Origin of the sequence: Peribacillus frigoritolerans (assembly GCF_004358755.1) — a bacterium.
Lineage (GTDB): Bacteria > Bacillota > Bacilli > Bacillales > Bacillaceae > Bacillus_P.
Map to the genome: position 1 here is coordinate 16617 of NZ_SMZY01000007.1, position 18181 is coordinate 34797.

Annotated in this window: 19 protein-coding genes and 1 pseudogene; 11 read left to right on the top strand and 9 right to left on the bottom strand. The window is 42.5% G+C overall.

What is annotated here, in order from left to right:
- Nucleotides 1–12: 12 nt before the first annotated feature.
- The 3 genes and pseudogenes from E2R53_RS21325 to E2R53_RS21335 all read right to left on the bottom strand — a co-directional run.
- On the bottom strand, nucleotides 13–342 hold the full coding sequence (locus E2R53_RS21325) for a hypothetical protein (protein WP_165971067.1): 330 nt from the start codon (nucleotides 340–342) through the stop codon (nucleotides 13–15).
- Nucleotides 306–509 carry a hypothetical protein gene (locus E2R53_RS21330; protein WP_133313728.1) on the bottom strand — a complete coding sequence of 68 codons (204 nt, stop codon included), beginning with the start codon at nucleotides 507–509 and terminating at the stop codon, nucleotides 306–308. Before E2R53_RS21330 ends, E2R53_RS21325 begins: the two co-directional genes overlap by 37 nt.
- A gap of 67 nt (nucleotides 510–576) precedes the next feature.
- Nucleotides 577–846: pseudogene (locus E2R53_RS21335) on the bottom strand (PadR family transcriptional regulator); the annotation flags it as partial.
- A 196-nt stretch (nucleotides 847–1042) separates the two neighbouring features.
- Here E2R53_RS21335 and E2R53_RS21340 point away from each other — a divergent pair.
- Together E2R53_RS21340 and E2R53_RS21345 are read left to right on the top strand one after the other, a co-directional pair.
- Nucleotides 1043–1972, top strand: coding sequence for a ring-cleaving dioxygenase (locus tag E2R53_RS21340; RefSeq protein ID WP_133313730.1), 930 nt, complete (start codon nucleotides 1043–1045; stop codon nucleotides 1970–1972).
- A 12-nt stretch (nucleotides 1973–1984) separates the two neighbouring features.
- Nucleotides 1985–2593 carry a flavin reductase family protein gene (locus E2R53_RS21345; protein WP_133313731.1) on the top strand — a complete coding sequence of 203 codons (609 nt, stop codon included), beginning with the start codon at nucleotides 1985–1987 and terminating at the stop codon, nucleotides 2591–2593.
- Between the two features lie 77 nt (nucleotides 2594–2670).
- Here E2R53_RS21345 and E2R53_RS21350 read toward each other — a convergent pair whose 3' ends face one another.
- A complete protein-coding gene (locus E2R53_RS21350) occupies nucleotides 2671–3168 on the bottom strand; it encodes a GNAT family N-acetyltransferase (protein WP_133313732.1) in 498 nt (165 codons plus the stop codon).
- 184 nt (nucleotides 3169–3352) lie between these two features.
- Between E2R53_RS21350 and E2R53_RS21355 the strand changes: the two genes are divergently transcribed.
- The 4 genes from E2R53_RS21355 to E2R53_RS21370 are packed head-to-tail and all read left to right on the top strand — an operon-like array spanning nucleotide 3353 to nucleotide 8790.
- Nucleotides 3353–5101 carry a PTS mannitol-specific transporter subunit IIBC gene (locus E2R53_RS21355; RefSeq protein WP_133313733.1) on the top strand — a complete coding sequence of 583 codons (1749 nt, stop codon included), beginning with the start codon at nucleotides 3353–3355 and terminating at the stop codon, nucleotides 5099–5101.
- A gap of 29 nt (nucleotides 5102–5130) precedes the next feature.
- Nucleotides 5131–7212 carry a BglG family transcription antiterminator gene (locus E2R53_RS21360; protein WP_165971068.1) on the top strand — a complete coding sequence of 694 codons (2082 nt, stop codon included), beginning with the start codon at nucleotides 5131–5133 and terminating at the stop codon, nucleotides 7210–7212.
- An 11-nt stretch (nucleotides 7213–7223) separates the two neighbouring features.
- Complete coding sequence (locus E2R53_RS21365; RefSeq protein WP_133313735.1) at nucleotides 7224–7658, top strand: PTS sugar transporter subunit IIA; 435 nt, start codon at nucleotides 7224–7226, stop codon at nucleotides 7656–7658.
- Nucleotide 7659: 1 nt separating this feature from the next.
- Nucleotides 7660–8790, top strand: a complete 1131-nt coding sequence (locus E2R53_RS21370; RefSeq protein ID WP_133313736.1) for a mannitol-1-phosphate 5-dehydrogenase — start codon at nucleotides 7660–7662, stop codon at nucleotides 8788–8790.
- A 38-nt stretch (nucleotides 8791–8828) separates the two neighbouring features.
- Here E2R53_RS21370 and E2R53_RS21375 read toward each other — a convergent pair whose 3' ends face one another.
- The 3 genes from E2R53_RS21375 to E2R53_RS21385 form a co-directional block, all read right to left on the bottom strand.
- Nucleotides 8829–9275 (bottom strand): DUF4385 domain-containing protein, encoded by a 447-nt coding sequence (locus E2R53_RS21375; protein ID WP_133313737.1) that lies wholly within the window; start codon nucleotides 9273–9275, stop codon nucleotides 8829–8831.
- Nucleotides 9276–9349: 74 nt separating this feature from the next.
- Entirely contained in the window at nucleotides 9350–10315 is a 966-nt protein-coding gene (locus E2R53_RS21380) for a tetratricopeptide repeat protein (RefSeq protein WP_133313738.1), read from the bottom strand.
- Between the two features lie 3 nt (nucleotides 10316–10318).
- On the bottom strand, nucleotides 10319–11266 hold the full coding sequence (locus E2R53_RS21385) for an ATP-binding protein (RefSeq protein ID WP_133313739.1): 948 nt from the start codon (nucleotides 11264–11266) through the stop codon (nucleotides 10319–10321).
- A gap of 189 nt (nucleotides 11267–11455) precedes the next feature.
- Between E2R53_RS21385 and E2R53_RS21390 the strand changes: the two genes are divergently transcribed.
- Complete coding sequence (locus E2R53_RS21390) at nucleotides 11456–12433, top strand: ring-cleaving dioxygenase (protein ID WP_133313740.1); 978 nt, start codon at nucleotides 11456–11458, stop codon at nucleotides 12431–12433.
- Nucleotides 12434–12629: 196 nt separating this feature from the next.
- Here E2R53_RS21390 and E2R53_RS21395 read toward each other — a convergent pair whose 3' ends face one another.
- Nucleotides 12630–14345: an ABC transporter ATP-binding protein gene (locus E2R53_RS21395; protein WP_133313741.1), complete on the bottom strand. Its 1716-nt coding sequence runs from the start codon at nucleotides 14343–14345 to the stop codon at nucleotides 12630–12632.
- A 198-nt stretch (nucleotides 14346–14543) separates the two neighbouring features.
- On the opposite strand from E2R53_RS21395, the gene E2R53_RS21400 reads away from it, so the two are divergent.
- Complete coding sequence (locus E2R53_RS21400) at nucleotides 14544–15284, top strand: YqcI/YcgG family protein (RefSeq protein ID WP_133313742.1); 741 nt, start codon at nucleotides 14544–14546, stop codon at nucleotides 15282–15284.
- A 41-nt stretch (nucleotides 15285–15325) separates the two neighbouring features.
- Here E2R53_RS21400 and E2R53_RS21405 read toward each other — a convergent pair whose 3' ends face one another.
- Nucleotides 15326–16576 (bottom strand): MFS transporter, encoded by a 1251-nt coding sequence (locus tag E2R53_RS21405; RefSeq protein ID WP_133313743.1) that lies wholly within the window; start codon nucleotides 16574–16576, stop codon nucleotides 15326–15328.
- A gap of 207 nt (nucleotides 16577–16783) precedes the next feature.
- Between E2R53_RS21405 and E2R53_RS21410 the strand changes: the two genes are divergently transcribed.
- The 3 genes from E2R53_RS21410 to E2R53_RS21420 all read left to right on the top strand — a co-directional run bounded on the left by E2R53_RS21410 (nucleotide 16784) and on the right by E2R53_RS21420 (nucleotide 18138).
- The gene (locus E2R53_RS21410) at nucleotides 16784–17398 is read left to right on the top strand and encodes a class I SAM-dependent methyltransferase (RefSeq protein ID WP_133313744.1); all 615 of its coding nucleotides are present in this window, start codon (nucleotides 16784–16786) and stop codon (nucleotides 17396–17398) included.
- Nucleotides 17399–17468: 70 nt separating this feature from the next.
- Nucleotides 17469–17660 carry a hypothetical protein gene (locus E2R53_RS21415; RefSeq protein ID WP_133313745.1) on the top strand — a complete coding sequence of 64 codons (192 nt, stop codon included), beginning with the start codon at nucleotides 17469–17471 and terminating at the stop codon, nucleotides 17658–17660.
- A complete protein-coding gene (locus E2R53_RS21420) occupies nucleotides 17650–18138 on the top strand; it encodes a cupin domain-containing protein (protein WP_286166367.1) in 489 nt (162 codons plus the stop codon). Before E2R53_RS21415 ends, E2R53_RS21420 begins: the two co-directional genes overlap by 11 nt.
- The last annotated feature ends 43 nt before the right edge of the window (nucleotides 18139–18181 follow it).

The window sequence follows — 18181 nt, forward strand, 5'->3', positions numbered from 1 at the left end:
ACCTTTTGCTAGTTAAAGAGCATTCTTTCGGCTGTTTCTGAACCCTTTTGCCGCATCCACTATTGAATAGAGAATGACGATGGCAGCTGAAGCCCAGATCCATTTGGACCAAACCTCCTCATAATTATCAGGCTGTACTCCAATTAAACCCATCGACAGGCTGATAAAATCTTGATTGAAAAGCTCTGAATTCAGGAGCATGATGCAGTAAAAGCTGCAGAAAACGAGATTGCTGTGAGCATTGATCCAAGAGAGCCCTTTGTTCCATCTGCCTGAATAAAGCTTGTAGATTGCTATAAACATTTCTATTGCAAATATGACAGCAATGCCGGGGAGATACATTTTAAGAATATCTGCCTGAAATAGAGGGGCTGCAGTACCTTTTTTACATCTTCTTCGGAATAGTCCTCCGGCAGCATATCTTCAATATTTGAGCGCAGCTCAAGGGCAATATCTTCAGCGGGAAGCCTTCTTGTAACCTCATTAATATATAGATGAATCAGATTCACTGAATCATTCCTCCTCTAAAAGCTTTTTCATTTGAGTGGAAGTTCTTAGCCATTCCTCTTTTAGCTATTCGTACACCTCTTTTCCAAAATCGCTCAGTTTGTAATACTTTCTTGGTTGAGTCTCTGTCAGTTTCTCCCATTCACTTATAAGGAGTTCTTGTTTTTCCAGTCTGCGGAGTAAGGGGTAGAGAGTGCTTTGATCGATGAAAATGTTATTTTTTTCAAGAAACTGGACGAGAGAATATCCGTAATGAGGTGATTGAAGCTTGCTGAGGACTGCGATTGTAAGGGTTCCTCTTCTTAGTTCAGTGGTTAACGAGTTCAGTAATTCATTCATATGACACCTCCAATATAATAATAGTGTGCGACGTACAGTATTGTTAATAAAATAGTATCAAAATTTGGAAAATGGGCAATTCATTGACATGTATAATCAAATGAATTAAAATTATCTTGAATTCGAGATATTTATGAGAATAGGTTTTATATAGATGATTTGTGAGAAGATACAACTAAAAAAGGAGAGATTTTCAATGACTAAGAAAACAGCAGGCATTCACCATATTACGGCAATCGTTGGTCATCCCCAGGAAAATGCGGACTTTTATGCAGGAATTCTTGGTTTGAGACTGGTAAAGCAAACAATCAATTTTGATGATCCCGGCACGTATCATCTTTATTTTGGAGACGAAGCGGGTAAACCTGGAACGATTATTACGTTTTTTCCTTGGCATGATGCGTATCAGGGGAAAACCGGTGACGGTCAGGTTGGAGTCACTTCCTATGTTGTTCCAAAAGGTGCATTGAGCTTTTGGAAAGCAAGACTTGAAAAGATGAATGTATCATTTTCAAAAATGGAACGGTTCGGTGAGCAGTATCTGCTGTTTGATGATCCGCATGGTCTGCACCTTGAAATTGTTGAGCGGGAAAACGGAGAACCAAACACGTGGGAGTTTGGCGGGGTTACATCTGATGTTGCGATAAAAGGGTTTGGTGGAGCAACTCTCTTATCTGCCCAGCCTGAGAAAACGGCGGAACTGCTGGAAACCATCATGGGATTTGAAAAAATCGGCCAGGAAGGAGATTTTACCCGTTTTCGCTCAACAGGTGAGATTGGAAATGTGATTGATTTAAAAATGAGTCCAATCGGCCGCGGGAAAATGGGAGTCGGAACGGTGCATCATATTGCGTTCCGCGCAAAAAATGATGAGGATCAGCTTCAGTGGCAAAAGCATGTAGCTAACGGCGGATATCAAGTCACTCCTGTACAGGACCGTCAATATTTTAATGCGATCTATTTCAGAGAACACGGCGAAATCCTGTTTGAAATTGCGACAGATCCTCCGGGTTTTGCACATGATGAAGAGAAGCTTGGAGAAAAGCTGATGCTGCCAGAATGGTATGAGGCGCAAAGAGAAAAAATTAAAAAAGTACTTGCTCCATTTACAATTAGAGAGCTGTAAGGAGGAATGACAGTGCTGAGCATTAATCCAGCTGCCAATACAGAGAGGGAAAATTATAAGCTTTTAACAGGAAGCATTATTCCAAGACCGATTGCATTTATTACTTCACTTGCAGAAGACGGAACATTAAACGGGGCACCGTTCAGTTACTTTAACATTGTTTCCGCCAATCCTCCGATGATTTCAGTATCCGTTCAAAGGAGCGGGGGAATTCAAAAGGATACTGCCAGAAATATCAGAAGCCTGAAAGAATTTGCCGTTCACATTGTGGATGAGGGCAATGTTGAAAAAATCAATATCACGGCAGCCAGCCTCAAGCCGGACCAAAGTGAGGTAGAGTTAGCGCAATTAACGCCTGTTGAAAGCAGCAGGATTGCTGTACCGGGTATCAAAGAAGCCAAAGTGCGCATGGAATGTGTGCTGGAACAAGTGATTGAGCTCGGCGGGGACGATTTGCCAGGATGCGATTTGATCATCGGGAAAATTGTTCAATTTCATGTAGAAGACAGCATCTATGAAAAAGGAAGAATTGATCCTGATGGACTTGGCGCTGTCAGCAGACTTGCGGGAAATGATTACGCAAAAGTCGGAGAATTATTTTCAATTGAACGGCCAATATGAAAAACGGACCAAATACTGGTCCGTTTTTGTGTTGGCAAATACCTTGATTTAGGCGGATAAACAGAAAAAAAGCCAGCTCATAAAAATAAAACCATATGATCCTCATCATAATAAATGCCATCAGCTTTCAGCGCTCTTTTTTCATGCCCATAAACAGTGAAGCCAAATGATGTGTACAGCTCCTTTGCTGACTGGTTTGTGCTCACAACAGATAACTGAAGCTGCTCTGTATCCTCAAGCGCCTGTGCTTTTATTACTACTTCAGACATCAGCTTTTTTCCGATGCCGCTTCCCCGGTAAGAAGGAGAGACATACATCGCGAAAATGGAAGCTTTATGCATAAGCTTTACCTTCGTTTCTTTTACTAATGTGACGACACCGGCAAGTTCGTTATTTTTAAAAGCGCCAAATGTAAAAGCTGTATCTGATTCAAGTCTCGATTTGAAAAGATCAATCGGATAAAGTTGTTCTTCCTCGTAGCTTGATCCAAATGCTTCAGGATTGTTTTTTAAGCCTTCCAGACGAATGTTCCGGTAAAGGTTTGCGTCATGTCTGTTCAAGTGTCGGATGTTCATGGGCACCTCCAGAATTGTTTTCTTATAGTTTACTGGTCAGTAAGCGTTTGTACCAATCTTTTTATTGTTGGCAACAGTACATATGACAAAGTTGGGTTTTCTTTAAATTGTAGGGAGAAGGGATGAGTCGTAAGATAGAGATATAAAGTTTAAACGCTTTCAATTCAGCGGGGAGGTTAACGATATGTCAAACCAAAACAATTCAGATATAAAGGTTCGCATTCAGCGCTTTGGAAGTCACTTAAGCGGAATGATTATGCCGAACATTGCAGCATTCATCGCTTGGGGGCTGATCACAGCTCTATTTATTCCAACAGGCTGGTGGCCAAATAAGGAATTGGCAGAGCTTGTAGGACCGATGATCACTTATCTCCTGCCATTGCTGATCGGATTTACCGGCGGTCGCATGGTTTATGATCTGCGCGGGGGTGTCGTTGGTGCAACGGCAACTATGGGGGTAATCGTAGGTTCAGAAATACCGATGTTCTTGGGAGCCATGATTATGGGTCCTCTTGGCGGGTATTTAATTAAGAAAGTGGACCAGATGTTCAAGGATAAGGTCCGATCTGGTTTTGAAATGCTTTACAATAATTTTTCAGCAGGGATTTTAGCGGGTCTGTTAACAATTGTGGCTTTTAAAGCCATTGGACCACTGGTTTCAGGATTAACGAATATTCTTATCGGCGGAGTAGAAGCGATCGTTTCGGCAGGTCTCCTGCCGCTTGCAAGTGTTTTTGTAGAGCCGGCTAAGGTATTGTTTTTAAACAACGCCATCAACCACGGTATTTTCAGCCCGATTGGCATTGAGCAGGCATCCAAAGCAGGCAAATCAATCTTATTCCTGATTGAATCCAACCCTGGACCAGGACTTGGCATTTTGCTTGCCTATATGGTTTTTGGAAAAGGCAATGCGAAACAGTCTTCACCTGGTGCAGCGATCATTCATTTCTTTGGGGGAATTCACGAAATCTACTTCCCTTACATTTTGATGAAGCCATTGTTAATCTTAGCGGCTATTGCCGGAGGAGCAAGCGGTGTCATGACGTTCATGCTGTTTGATGCAGGACTTGTAGCCACTCCTTCTCCAGGAAGCATCTTTGCTCTATTGGCAATGACACCAAGAGGGAACTTTGCAGGTGTGATTTTAGGGGTAGTGGTTGCTGCAGCGATTTCATTCTTAGTAGCAAGTGTCATTTTGAAATCATCAAAATCATCTGATGACGAGAGCATTGAAGCAGCAACAGAGAAGATGCAGCAAATGAAAGGAAAGAAAAGCAGTGTTGCAGACTCACTAGTTGCCGAAAAGAAATCATCTGCAGTAAACGATTATCAAAATGTGCAAAAAGTTGTCTTCGCATGTGATGCAGGCATGGGTTCAAGTGCAATGGGTGCCTCTGTTCTGAAAAATAAAATGAAAAAAGCAGAGCTTGATGTTGATGTGACAAATACAGCAATTGCCCAGCTGCCAAATGATGCAGATGTGGTCATTACCCATAAGGATTTAACAAGCCGTGCAAAAGAAAAATTGCCTAATGCGATTCACCTTTCTGTAGACAATTTCTTAAACAGTCCGGTTTATGAAAAACTGGTTGGAGATCTGAAGGATGCTGAACAGCCGGAGACAGCTGAATCTCAAACCGTACAAACACCTGGTAAAAATATTGAGAAGGTCATCTTCGCATGTGATGCAGGAATGGGATCAAGTGCAATGGGAGCTTCTGTATTAAAAAATAAGTTCAAAAAAGCAGATCTTGATATTCATGTGGCAAACTCGGCGATAAATAATTTGCCAAGTGATGCGGATATTATAATTACGCATAAAGACTTAACGGACCGTGCAAAGGCTAAAGTCCCTCAAGCTGAACATCTTTCAGTTGATAACTTTTTAAACAGCCCTAAATATGATGAACTGGTTCAGCGATTAAAGAAGTAATCCGTTTGCTTAGATAAGCAGGGATGGTGATGAATGTGTATATTACGGCCAGAGAACGGGATATTTTAAAGCAGCTTTTTGAACATCCTGATTTCATTACGGTTCACAAGATTGCTCTGGATGTCGGGGTGAGTTCAAGAACCATTCACCGAGAAATGAAAAAGCTTGAAGATACGCTTTTGAATTACCGGATTGTGATCGAGAAGAAGACAGGGCAAGGAGTGAAGCTGACTGGTCTAAAGGAAGATATAGACCGGCTGCGGAGTGACTTGTCCTCGCAGTCTTCCTATGACTATCTTCAAGATGAGCGGGTGTATTTGCTGATTAGCGAATTGATTCAATCCAGGGAGCAAATGAAGCTCTATGCGCTTGCGTCAAAGCTGCTTGTTTCTGCAGCAACCATCAGTCATGATTTAGACCGGGTGGAGGAAAAAATCAAACCTTATCAGCTTGAATTAATAAGAAAAAGAGGATTTGGGGTTCAGCTTACAGGGGAAGAAACAGCAAAAAGAAGATTGCTTGAAGCGCTGTTGCTTGAGACGATTGATGAGCAGGATTTCATTCAGGTTATTGAGAAGGATCCTTTAAGGGAGCCTGAAAGCCAGACGTATTTAGGCTTTTTAAAAAGCTGTGATCTTAATAAGGCAGATGATGCATTGAAGCCAATCATCGAAATGATGCCCTATGAAATGGCGGATAACGCTTATTTTTCCCTATTGATTCATTTAAGTGTTGCAGTGAAAAGGCTGACGCAGCAAGAACCAGTGTCCTTCGTAAAAAGTGATGTGCAGGATGTGCTTCAATCTGATGAATTTCAAATGGCAGCACGGATCGGGGAGCAAGTAACGAAAGAGTTCAGCGTCTCTCTTCCAGAAGAGGAAATCACGCAGATTGCCGTTCATCTTCGAAGAGCGAGAAGACAGAATGAAGATTTCAACTTTGAACAAAGGAATTCTTTAATCTCCCTGCATGTGAAGCAGCTGATTGAATATGTTGCGGATGAACTCGGCACTCCGCTTAGAAACAATCAATCTCTTTACAATGGACTGATTTCACATCTTGAACCGGCTTATTACCGGATGAAAGACGGGATCTACACACATAACCCGTTTGCCAAAGAAACAAAGGAGAACTATCAGAAGCTCTATGAGGCTGTAAAAAAAGGACTGGAGCTCGTTTTTCCTTCGCTTGTCTTTCCAGATGATGAAACGGCTTTTGTCGTTTTGCACTTTGGTTCAAGCCTTGAGGAAAGAAGACAGGTCTTTTCATATAAAGCATTAATCGTCTGTTCAAGCGGAATTGGCTCCTCCAAGATGCTTGCAACAAGGATACACAAAGAAATACCTGAAATTACGGAAACAGCTTTATCATCGCTGATTGGCTTAAAAAAACTGAATTTGGAAGACTTTGATTTAATCATTTCAACCGTCAGTTTGCCGCTTGATTCTTCTGATTATATTCAGGTCGGACCGCTGCTCTCGGATCATGAAGCTGAAAAAATCCGCGAACGATTAAAAAGCACGCCCAAATCTAAAAAGATGACCAAACATCCAAGCTATGCAGAGGCTTTAGGCGACGTCAACCTGCTTGAAAAAATTGAAGTCTTTGATGAAGCAGCAAAAACCGTTAAAGAGATTCTCAGACATTTCAGAGTCTACCATTTTTCGAATCATGGCAGCCACCGGGACGTTTTATTTTCAGCAGCAGAGGTATTGAAGGAACAGGGTCTCATTACAGATTCGGAAACACTGACATCCGAGCTTTTAAAGAGAGAGGAGCTTGGGGGGGTTGGTATTCCGGACTCTTCGGCGGCACTTTATCATTGCCGGGATGCCTGCAATGTTAAGCCGGTTTTCGTTATTTTCAACCTTGAACATCCTTATAAAGTTCCTGGAATGGATAACGGAGAAATTGACATGAAGACCCTTGCGCTGCTGCTTGCGCCAAATGATTTTTCTCATACAGGGCTTGAGGTTTTAAGCCTGATCAGTGCGACATTGATCGAAACAGAAGAAAACCTTCAGCTTTTTCAATCAGGCAATGGAACAAAAATGACAGCCGTATTAAATGAAACTTTTCACAAATGGCTTGCACAAAAATTTATAAAATAGGAGAGTCGACAATGAAAAAAATACTGGACGAGGCAAATATCCTCCTAAATCAAATAATTGGATCAAAAGAAGAAGCGATTCGTTTAACTGGAAAACTGCTGGTTGAGAACGGATATGTAAATGAAGACTATATAGAGAAAATGCTTCAGCGTGAAGAGTTATCAACAACTTATATGGGAAATGGCGTTGCGATTCCGCATGGCACGGAAGATGCTAAAAAAGAAGTTAATTACTCTGGAATCTCGATTGTTCAAGTTCCTGAAGGCGTAGACTTCGGTACTGGAGAACATGCGAAAATTCTGTTTGGAATTGCCGGCAAGGACGGGGAGCATCTAGAGCTTCTTTCTCAAATTGCGATTCTGTGCTCAGAAGAAGAAAATGTTCAAAAAATGCTTGAAGTTAGCTCAAAACAAGAGCTGATCGCTTTATTTGAAGAGGGGAATTAAGATGATTGCCGTACATTTTGGAGCAGGAAATATCGGCCGCGGATTTATTGGAGCTTTGCTTAGCGGAGCAGGGTATGAAGTTTATTTTGCTGATATCAATAAAGAAGTTATTGACGCTTTAAATGAAAAAGGAAAGTATGAGGTCAGATTAGCTTCTGATGAAAATGATTCCTTTATTGTTTCAGGCGTAAAAGGAATCAACAGCAATGAGAATGCAGAAGAAGTCATTGCGAAGATTGCAGAAGCAGACTTGATTACAACGGCAGTGGGACCAAACATACTGAAGTTTGTTGCAAAAACAATCGCTCTTGGCCTCAAAGAGAAAAAGACAGAAGCCAATGTGATTGCCTGTGAAAATATGATTGGCGGTACGGATCATTTAAAGAGTGAAATCTTTAAACATCTAAATGAAGAAGAGCAGCACTCCGTTTCAGAATGGATTGGCTTCCCTAATTCTGCCGTTGACCGTATCGTGCCTATTCAGGAAAACACAGATCTTCTGAGTGTATCAGTAGAACCTTTCTTTGAATGGGTGATTGAGCAATCAAAGGTAAAGGGAAATATGCCTTCCATTCAAGGAGTCACTTACGTTGATGATTTGATTCCTTATATTGAGCGCAAGCTTTTCACTGTAAATACAGGTCATGCTGTGACAGCATATGCCGGGTATCAAAAGGGACTGGCTACCGTTAAGGAAGCCATTGAAGATCCAGAGGTTCGAAGTCTCGTTGAAGGTGCTCTGAGTGAGACAAGCACGCTGCTTGTAAAAGAGTACGGTTTTGACGAGGGAGAGCATTTGAACTATGTGAAAAAAATCATCGAGAGATTTGAAAATAAACACATTTCTGATGAAGTCACTCGAGTCGGACGATCACCTAAACGCAAGTTAGGCTTTGATGACCGTCTTGTAGCACCTGCACGAAGGCTGCTTGAAAAAGGAATCACACCTGATGATCTTGCAGCTGGAATTGCAGCAGGTCTGAAATATGACTTTGACAAAGATGAAGAAGCGGTTGAAATTCAGCAGCTGATTCAGGATAAGGGGATTTCGGGTGCATTGCAGGAGGTTTCACAGCTTCCTGAAAATCATCCGCTGATCAGCCTTGTTGAAGAGAAATATCATAAGCTCTAAAGTAAAAAGCCTATCATTGTCTGACAATGATAGGCTTTTTAACCATACATTTTCTGATGCTCTTTCTTTAATTCCAAATATTCCTCGTCTTCTCTCACGGCAATCCACATTTCTTTAAAAATGGCAGCAGACTTTGCTTTTTCCTCGTCAATTTCCCGTTTATGAATGTTTCCATCTTCTTTATACTTACGTCCGCCTTTATAATTGGCATATCTTCTTGCGCGTGTATATCCCATCTGCAGAAACTTCCGCGCCATGTCCATACCGACAAAGTCATCGTTATCTTTGTATTCCAGAAAAAGATGATAAATCTTTTCCGAGGATTCCTTTGCGATCTCAGGCGTTTTAAAGCGCCAATGAGGCAAGATTTCGCTTTTGTAAGGCTCTACAAGCAGGACTCCCTGTTCGCCTCTGCCCACGCGGTACTTCTCTGGATTCTTTCGGAAATCCGTGTTTTCAAAGTCCTCATCATAATTAAATGCCACACGAATCACCTCTCTTTCTTACCATACCCTCGGTGATAAAAAAGGGAAACCGCTGAATGTGCTGGAAAAGATATTTATTTCATGAAGATTGATGCGGCTCCCATTCCAGCCAAAACAATGAATACTCCAGTTAGAATGGCAGTTGAAATGCTGACCTTCTGTTTCCTTCGGGGAATGCCGAGCTTCCGTCTTACAAGCAGGCCAGTTATGAAATTGCTGACATAATAAGGACACAGTACGCCTAACAGGTACAGCCAGAAGAGCGGGTTTAAGACAAAAAAGATAAACATCATAACAATCCATAATAAGACCGCTGATTTTCTTCTCAAAAAGGAATTCACCTGTACAATACGCAGGAAGAATGTATGAATGGGATAGGCTGTTTTCAATAATTCCATGTATTGCTCTCTGTATGCTTCTTCCTCAGGCTCGATTTCGGCAGCAAGCCGGCTCAGCTCTCTGGCCTGCTTGTAGTCGCCGCGATTAAAAGCAGTACCAGCCAAGGAATAGAAGACATGCGGATCATTCTCATTTTTTTCTAAGGCAATGCGTTCGAATTCTCTGGATTCTTTTTTCTTGTTGGCAAGTAGAAGGAAGTCACTGTAAGCTGCAAGGTAAACAGGATCTTCGCTCTCATGCGCAAGAGCGCTCTCCATCAGCTTAAGGGACTCCTTGATCTTGTTTTTTTGAAAAGCTCTCATGGCTTTTAAATAATAATAATGTGCTGTGTCCGGATACAATCGCAATGCGTCTTCAACCGCAAGATCGAAAGCCTTCAAATCACCGGTCTGATAATATGAACTGACGAGCAGGAAGTTGCCTGTGTAGTCCTCAGGGTCTTTTTTTAATGCTTCTTTTGAATAGTAAATTGATGATTCAAAGTCTTCTTTATGAGAATAAACGTGTGCAAGGATTGAATAAGATTGGGCAATTTCAGGGTCTAATGAGATGAGGTTCTGTGCTTCTTCAATCGCTTCATCGTATCTTCTCCAGTCTCTGAGCTTTTGAATACGGCCCAAATGAAGATGAAAATTCATCATAGCCTACCTGATTCCGTGTGTCTTCATATAGTTAAGCACATTCTTGTAATCTTTATTTGTATCGCTGAAGGTAGCGTAATTTTTTGCGGTGGCAAACCATTCAAGGGTCGTGGGACTCCGATCTTTGGCTGACTTCATCAAATCGGTATTGGACATTGGCTGAAGGGTGCCCTGTTCAAGAGAACGCTCAATCGCTTTGGATATGGCATCGTCGATTACCTGCGTTAAATCAGCCCCTGAGAAATGGCTGGTAAGCTTTGCGATTTTAGACAGATCAAGCTTATCCTGCGGCTTATCTTTTGTTTTGATGGAAAGAATCAGCTCACGTTCCTCTTCAGACGGAGGCGGAATAAACAGCAGCGAATTGAATCTTCCTGGACGGCGAAGGGCAGGATCAAGGTACCAAGGGGTGTTAGTGGCGCCGATAATATACACCTGATCGTTGAAAGACTGGAGGCCGTCAAGCTCAACTAAAAGCTGATTGACAAGCACACGGTCATGGTGCTGGCTCATGCGGTGACGATTGCCTCCGAGCGCATCCAATTCATCGATAAACAGGACGCACGGTTTTTGCTCACGTGCTTTTTCAAAAATATCATGGAGATTGTGCTCGCTTTGTCCTACATACATAGAGAGAATGGCCTGCAGCTCCAAGTGAATGAAGCTTGCATCAATTTCACCGGCAATCGCTTTAGCAAGGAAAGTCTTTCCGCATCCCGGAGGACCATACAGCAGCAAGCTTCCTCCGCCTGTTTTTCCGTATGCCTGAAAAAACTCAGGAGATTGGATGGGCATGATAAAGTCCATGCGGATCCGCTTTTTAACGTCTTCCAGCCCCCCGACATCTTCGAACGTTTCCTTAGGCTGCAGCGTTTCAATTAAACTGTTTTTGTCCTTATCAAACTGAATGACTTTTAAGTTTTTCCGTCTCTTTTCATCTCCAGAGCTCATGAGATCCCTCCTATAAAACATTCCTCTTTGATACTAGCAAAATATGAAAGTTTTTCCAACAGTTAAAAAGGGAGAAGAAGGAATGCTTAAAAAACACAAGCCGCCTTTATTTGACATCCCAAATCAGAGCGTGTATATTGTAAGTATAGAAAATATCTCGAATTCAAGATAATATTTGGAGGGATAAACATGCAGCCGTTAAAAGGGATTCACCATGTATCAGCCATCACAGCTAAAGCGCCTGAAAATTACAAGTTTTATACAAAAACGTTAGGCTTAAGATTAATAAAGAAAACCGTAAACCAGGATGATGTATCTGTTTATCATCTATTTTATGGAGATGAGAAGGGAAATCCGGGGACGGAGCTTACCTTCTTTGAAATTCCAAATGCAGGGCGCGTACATGAAGGGGTCAACAGTATATCTTCAACATCCCTGCGTGTGAGAAATGACGATGCGCTGAGTTTTTGGAAAAAAAGATTTGAAGAACACAATGTGGAACATGGTGAGATTGTTCAAGCGGGAAACCGCCAGACGTTGTCATTCAGGGACTTTGAAGGACAGCGCCTGATCTTGGTTTCTGATGAAAAGAACGCTGGAGTTGCTGGAGGGCAGCCTTGGGATAAAAGTCCGGTTCCAGCTGAATTTGCCATCATTGGCCTTGGACCTGTTAAGTTAACAGTAGCAGTGCCTGAGAGAACGATTGAAATTTTAACAGACATTCTAGGCTTTAGAGCAAAAGGAAGCTATCCATCTGACGTGCCCGGACAGCCTGATATTTTAGTGTTTGAAACTGGCGAAGGAGGATCAGGAGCAGAGGTTCACATTGAAGAACGCCTCGATCTGCCTCAGGAACGTCTTGGCCGCGGCGGCGTCCATCATGTGGCATTCCGTGTGGACAATGAAGAAGAAATGCATAAATGGATTGAAAAACTCAAATCTGAGAGAATTCCAAGCTCAGGATTTGTAGACCGTTTTTACTTCCGTTCCCTTTACTTCAGAGAGCCGAATGGCATCCTGTTCGAGCTTGCAACAGATGGACCTGGATTTGATACAGATGAGGAACTGAATCATTTAGGCGAATCACTTGCCCTTCCCCCATTCCTTGAAAATCGCCGTGCGGAAATTGAGGCGAAATTAAAGCCTTTGAATACGAAGTTGAACTAAAAAAAGCTGATCCGGGTGACGGATCAGCTTTTTGTTTTTATTTTGGGCTTGAAAAAAATCGGCGTGGTGAAACCTCGGTTTTAATCATCGATATCGGGTTTATATCAGTGGAACCAGGGTGACTATCAGTAAACACTCCATTTTTATGTGTAAACCAATCCGTCTTTTAATCTGAAATTCACCAGCGGCAAGCGGTTCAAGATTGAAACTGCGCCTCATAAAGCCTGCGGTACCCTTTCCCTTCTGCCATCAGTTCATCATGTGAACCCTGTTCAGCAATGCCTTCTTTATTGACCACAATGATTCTGTCTGCGTTTTTGATCGTTGCGAGTCTGTGGGCAATGACAAGCGTTGTCCTGCCTGCAGACAGCTTGGCCAGAGATTCCTGAATGGCTTTTTCCGTCTCGGTATCAAGGGCGGAGGTAGCTTCATCAAGGATAAGGATCGGAGGATTCTTAAGGAACATTCTTGCAATGGACAAGCGCTGTTTTTGCCCGCCGGATAATTTGACGCCCCGCTCTCCAATGACCGTATCAAGTCCGTTCGGAAGAGAATAGATCAGTTCTTCTAACTGTGCATGCTTCGCTGCCTGCCAAATGTCTTGTTCTGTTGCATCAAGCTTGCCGTAAGCAATATTTTCTCTCATCGTTCCGGAAAAAAGGAACACATCCTGCTGGACAATGCCGATTTGCCTGCGCAGAGAGTGCAGCGTCAAGTCGCGGATATCCGTGCCATCAATCGTAATTCGTCCATCGCTTACTTCATAAAAACGGGGAAGAAGACTGCATAATGTCGTTTTCCCGGCGCCGGATGGACCTACAAATGCAATCGTCTCGCCTGCATGGATGGTTAAATTAATATCATTTAATACATTGTCCTCATTCTGATACCCAAAGGATACACCTTCATACCGGATATCCCCTGTTAACGACCCAGCGTCAGCTGCATCCGGTTTATCTTCAATGTCAGGCTCAGTATCAATCAGTTCAATATAACGCCTAAAGCCTGCAATTCCTTTCGGATAGCTTTCGATGATGGCGTTGATTTTTTCAATCGGACGGAAAAGAACATTGGTTAACAGGACAAAACCGATGAATTCACCGTAGGAAAGCTCATTTTGAATCACGAACCATGTGCCGCACACTAAGACGAAAAGGGTGACGAGCCTCATCAGGAAATAGCTGATAGATAAATTCATGGCCATAATTTTATAAGCAAGCAATTTTGACAAACGGAAGCGCAGGTTGTTTTCCTGAAACTGAGCTTTCTCGAATCTTTCATTCCCGAAAGCCTGTACAACGCGGATTCCGCTGACGTTGTTTTCAACACGCGCGCTGAAATCGGCAACGTCTGTATAGAGCTGATGAATCGCGCCTGTCATTTTATTATTAAAATAAATGGCAAGGAAAAGCAGGAATGGAATCACCAAAAACGTAAGCAAAGCAAGTTTTACGTTAATGACCATCATCACAGAAAAGGCGCCTATTAACGTCATCACGGCAATAAATAAATCCTCTGGGCCATGATGGGCAAGTTCTCCGATTTCCATTAAATCATTTGTCAGGCGTGAAATTAAATGACCGGTTTTCGTATTATCAAAAAAGCGGAAGGAAAGCTTTTGAATATGCTCAAACAGCTTTTTGCGCATATCAGTCTCAATGTTGATCCCAAGCATGTGCCCCCAGTAGGTGACGACATATTGAAGGACTGTGTTTAATATGTACAGCAAAAGCAATCCTGCGCACGCCCAGATAATCAGGTTCCAGTCTCCGCCTGGAAGGAGACGGTCAATAAAGGCATTAACGACAAGCGGGAAGCCGAGCTCGAGAAGTCCGGCAATCACCGCACATGAAAAATCAATCAAAAATAACCCTTTATAAGGGCGGTAATAGGTGAAAAAACGCTTCAGCATGCGACCACTCTTTCCATTTCCATTTTCTATGATAAGTATAGCGACTGGACCCCTGTAAAAACAATGAAATTTTTATCTTATGGCACCTGGTCTTAATTAAACGTTTGTTTAATAAATATAAAAAGGGTTTAAGCGGTTGTTTGCAGGGTATTTAATGAGGTATGAATGTTTTCTCACAATCTCTCAAGGAGTGAAAAGATGATAACGAAACCTAAGTTCCTTTTAGAAAAAGAAGATATGACAAACCCTGAGATTGTCCCTGAATGGCTTATTCGGGAATATAAAAATTTTCATAATGTCGTAACAGATAAAACCTTTCCATGTTATTTCGGGATGGCAGCCGAAAAAAAGGGAGAGCTCAGATATGCATACGTTTCAAAGAAAGACTGGTCAAATCTGCCTGAAGCTCTGATTGCTTTCAAGCAATTATTTGATGATGCACCTAGACTGATCCGCCACGGATTATTTGTTTTCGTTGAACCGGAGGAAGACGAAAAATCAATTCCTTATTACCGGGAGTACTTCTGGAATGTTCTTCAATATCTCCATGATCATGACAAGGAACCGTGGCCGGAAGATTACCCTCATGATCCGGATCATCATCTGTGGGCTTTTTCTTTCGCAAATGAGCCGTACTTTGTTTTTGGAAACGCTCCAGCCTATAAACAGCGGAAAACGAGAGATTTGGGAAACAGCTTAGTGCTTGGTTTTCAGCCCCGCCGCATTTTTGAAGGACTAGAAGGAACCTCAGAAGGAGGAAGCATGTCCCGCGAAAAAGTGAGAGAGCGCGTGGAGAAGTGGGATCAGCTTCCGAAGCATCCTAATATCAGCCATTACGGAGACCCTGATCACAGGGAGTGGAAGCAATATTTTATCGGGGATGACATCGAGCCGATCGAGGGGAAATGTCCATTCAATCACGGAAACATGAATAAATAAAAGACAGCTGCTTGTTGATCAAGCAGCTTTTTTGTATGCACTTATTTATAATTCTTAATATCTTTTAAAAGCACCCAGCAGACAAGTCCGATTACAAATAGCGAGAGACCGCAAACAAAGAGGACCCGTCCTCCGCCAAACTCATCTGTGAAAAAGGAAGCAACAGCTAATCCTGCCGGCGGCAGAACACTTGTGAGTGCCCCAATCATTCCGAATACTCTGCCCTGAAGATCACTTGAGACTTCTATTCTAAGAATGACATTTACCAGCAGTGTACAAAAAGAAAACATGAAGCCAACCAATAGAATAAGCGGTATGCTCCAAGCAGCGGAGTTTATCCCTCCAAGCAGCATGTAAAGCGGTCCAAGTCCGATCATGCTGGTGATAATGAGGACACCGCGGTGCACCAGTTTTTTCCCTAGTAACATAATGAGTCCGGCACCTGCCATGTATCCAAGCGGAATGCTCGCTTCAATCAGTCCGAACTCGATCGGGCTTGCTTTCCATTCTTTGATTGCCATGACCTGAATAATCATAAGAGTGGTTGTGAAAAACAAGATAAGAGTAGGAGAGAGGATTGTAATGGCTCTTGCAAACGGCTCTTTCCATATATAAGTCAAACCAGTGATAAAATCCTGCTTGAATGTAGTCCTTGCTGCAAACGATGCCCTATGTTCAGGGAAATCCTTTACGATGACGACTAGAATGACTGATAAAAGAAACATTAAAGCATCGATTAAAATAGCGGTTACCCCGCCAAAAGCAGCCACGATGACTCCGCCAGCTGCAAACCCGAGTGTTCTCGCAATATTGTCTGCAAGACTCATGGCTCCTGTAGCGGTTTGGATGTTTTCCTTCCCGACTACATCGATGAGAGAGGCGTTAAATGCCGGAGCTTTGAATAACCCCGATAACGCAGTTAAAGCGGTTAAAAGAATGATGACCCAAAAAGGAGTCTGCACAGAAATCGCAGCGGCAAGCCCGACGACGAGCCCGCAACGGATCATGTCAGCGATCCACATCATTTTTTTCCGGTTCATCCGGTCTGCTGCAGTCCCTGCAATGGAGGCAAAACATGTGCTGACGAGGAGATGAGTAATTAAAATCGCTGACATCAATGTCGCACTGTCATACGTCTTCAGCACCCAAATATTCAAGGCAATCGTGTGAAAGGTGCCTCCAAAAATCGAGAGCGTGTATGCTGCAAAAAGAGATAAAAATGTACGGTTGCGCCACAAGCTTAACGGCTTCCCAACTATTGAATCTAACTGAACGGACTGGGGACTTTCCAAGGCAGTCACCTCCTTTGCTTAATCGTTTAAGTATACACATTTGTATAAATATGGAATAAATTTTAAAAAGCAACTTAAACGTTTAAGTTAAGTTTACGTTCAACCTGCAATCCTGTCAATACAGCAAATTATCTTTCCGAGAGAGTTTAACAAACTGTGTTTGGTGATAAAGATAAGAACAAGACGAATCCGTAAGAGGTGTCAGACATGTTTTCAGCATTCACAAAAAATTTCAGCAAGCCAAAAGGTTTTTTTGGAATCATTGCCGGCAAAATTATGGCACTTGAAAATCAAACGATCAATAAATGGACGATTTCAAAATTACGCATTAAGCGGGGTAATCATATTTTAGAAATTGGTTTTGGCCCTGGTTACAGTATGGGCTATATGCTTAAGAACTACCGAGGAATTAAGATTGATGGCGTGGATGTTTCAGAAACAATGAAAGAACAGGCTGAGAAGCAATTTGCATCTGACATTGAAGAAGGGAGAGTAAAGCTCATGAAAGCTGACGCAGAGAAGGTTCAATTATCGGAGCGTACCTATGACCGGATCCTTTCCGTTAATAACTACACCATTTGGAATGATCCCCGCGCAGGACTGGAGAACATCACAAGATCTTTAAAGCCGGGCGGAGTAATCGCCATCACGATGCAGCCAAGGGAAGAGGATGCAAGTGCAGAAAAGACAAGAATGTTCGGCCGCCAAATCCACGATGACATGCTTGCATGCGGGTATGAAAATATAAAAGTCTCGTATAAAAAAGTCCGTCCTGAGCTTACGGTTTGTGTAACTGCCAGAAAAAAGACGACTCAGGTTTAAGATAACTTTAAGATAAGAGGTTCATCCATCCTTGTTATAATGGAAAAGGAAAAATAAGGATGGTGATTGTGTGATAAACCGCAATAATATCGGTATGATTCTCTTTTTGACTGCCTGTGTCATTGGGTTATGCTATGTATTTATCTTTAAAGATACATCCTATGGAATCTACATCAGAAGGTTTGCCAGTATCCTCGGGTTGGCAGGCTGTCTGCTCATACCGGGAACGATAAACAAAGGAGTGGAAAAAAGTGAACGTTAAAACATACATGTTCAAGGACGACGGCAGCATCCCCAATAACCCGAACCTGCCTCTTCTCATTTACGAAGGAGCCTTTCCATCAACAGAACAGTTCGAGTCAACGATTCTTGAGCACGGCTGGACGGGAACATGGGTAGACGGTGTATATGACTACCATCATTATCACAGCACCTCCCATGAAGTATTAGGGGTAGTCAGCGGAACAGCCGAAATCCTTTTCGGCGGGGAAAATGGGACGGCCGTTTCGGTTAAACAAGGAGATGTCGCAGTTATTCCGGCGGGCGTTGGACATAAATGCATTGGAAAAAGCTCGGATTTTCAAGTGATGGGAGCCTATCCAGACGATCAGGAAATGGATATGTGCACCGGTAAGAAAGAAGAGCGGCCGCAGGCATTAAATCGTATTCAAAACGTACCGTTGCCTGAAAACGATCCTTTATTAGGCAAAGGCGGACCAATGTTTGATTATTGGAAGTGAAAGCAGGCTCGTTGTCCTGCTTTACATTCCATATTAATTGACA

Bases quoted from the DNA above. Each gene is read 5' to 3' on its own strand.
- E2R53_RS21395 (WP_133313741.1), bottom strand. From the start codon at position 14,345: ATGCTGAAGCGTTTTTTCACCTATTACCGCCCTTATAAAGGGTTATTT.
- E2R53_RS21350 (WP_133313732.1), bottom strand. From the start codon at position 3,168: ATGAACATCCGACACTTGAACAGACATGACGCAAACCTTTACCGGAAC.
- E2R53_RS21325 (WP_165971067.1), bottom strand. From the start codon at position 342: ATGTATCTCCCCGGCATTGCTGTCATATTTGCAATAGAAATGTTTATA.
- E2R53_RS21380 (WP_133313738.1), bottom strand. From the start codon at position 10,315: ATGATGAATTTTCATCTTCATTTGGGCCGTATTCAAAAGCTCAGAGAC.
- E2R53_RS21400 (WP_133313742.1), top strand. From the start codon at position 14,544: ATGATAACGAAACCTAAGTTCCTTTTAGAAAAAGAAGATATGACAAAC.
- E2R53_RS21365 (WP_133313735.1), top strand. From the start codon at position 7,224: ATGAAAAAAATACTGGACGAGGCAAATATCCTCCTAAATCAAATAATT.
- E2R53_RS21385 (WP_133313739.1), bottom strand. From the start codon at position 11,266: ATGAGCTCTGGAGATGAAAAGAGACGGAAAAACTTAAAAGTCATTCAG.
- E2R53_RS21410 (WP_133313744.1), top strand. From the start codon at position 16,784: ATGTTTTCAGCATTCACAAAAAATTTCAGCAAGCCAAAAGGTTTTTTT.
- E2R53_RS21360 (WP_165971068.1), top strand. From the start codon at position 5,131: ATGAATGTGTATATTACGGCCAGAGAACGGGATATTTTAAAGCAGCTT.
- E2R53_RS21370 (WP_133313736.1), top strand. From the start codon at position 7,660: ATGATTGCCGTACATTTTGGAGCAGGAAATATCGGCCGCGGATTTATT.
- E2R53_RS21390 (WP_133313740.1), top strand. From the start codon at position 11,456: ATGCAGCCGTTAAAAGGGATTCACCATGTATCAGCCATCACAGCTAAA.
- E2R53_RS21355 (WP_133313733.1), top strand. From the start codon at position 3,353: ATGTCAAACCAAAACAATTCAGATATAAAGGTTCGCATTCAGCGCTTT.
- E2R53_RS21340 (WP_133313730.1), top strand. From the start codon at position 1,043: ATGACTAAGAAAACAGCAGGCATTCACCATATTACGGCAATCGTTGGT.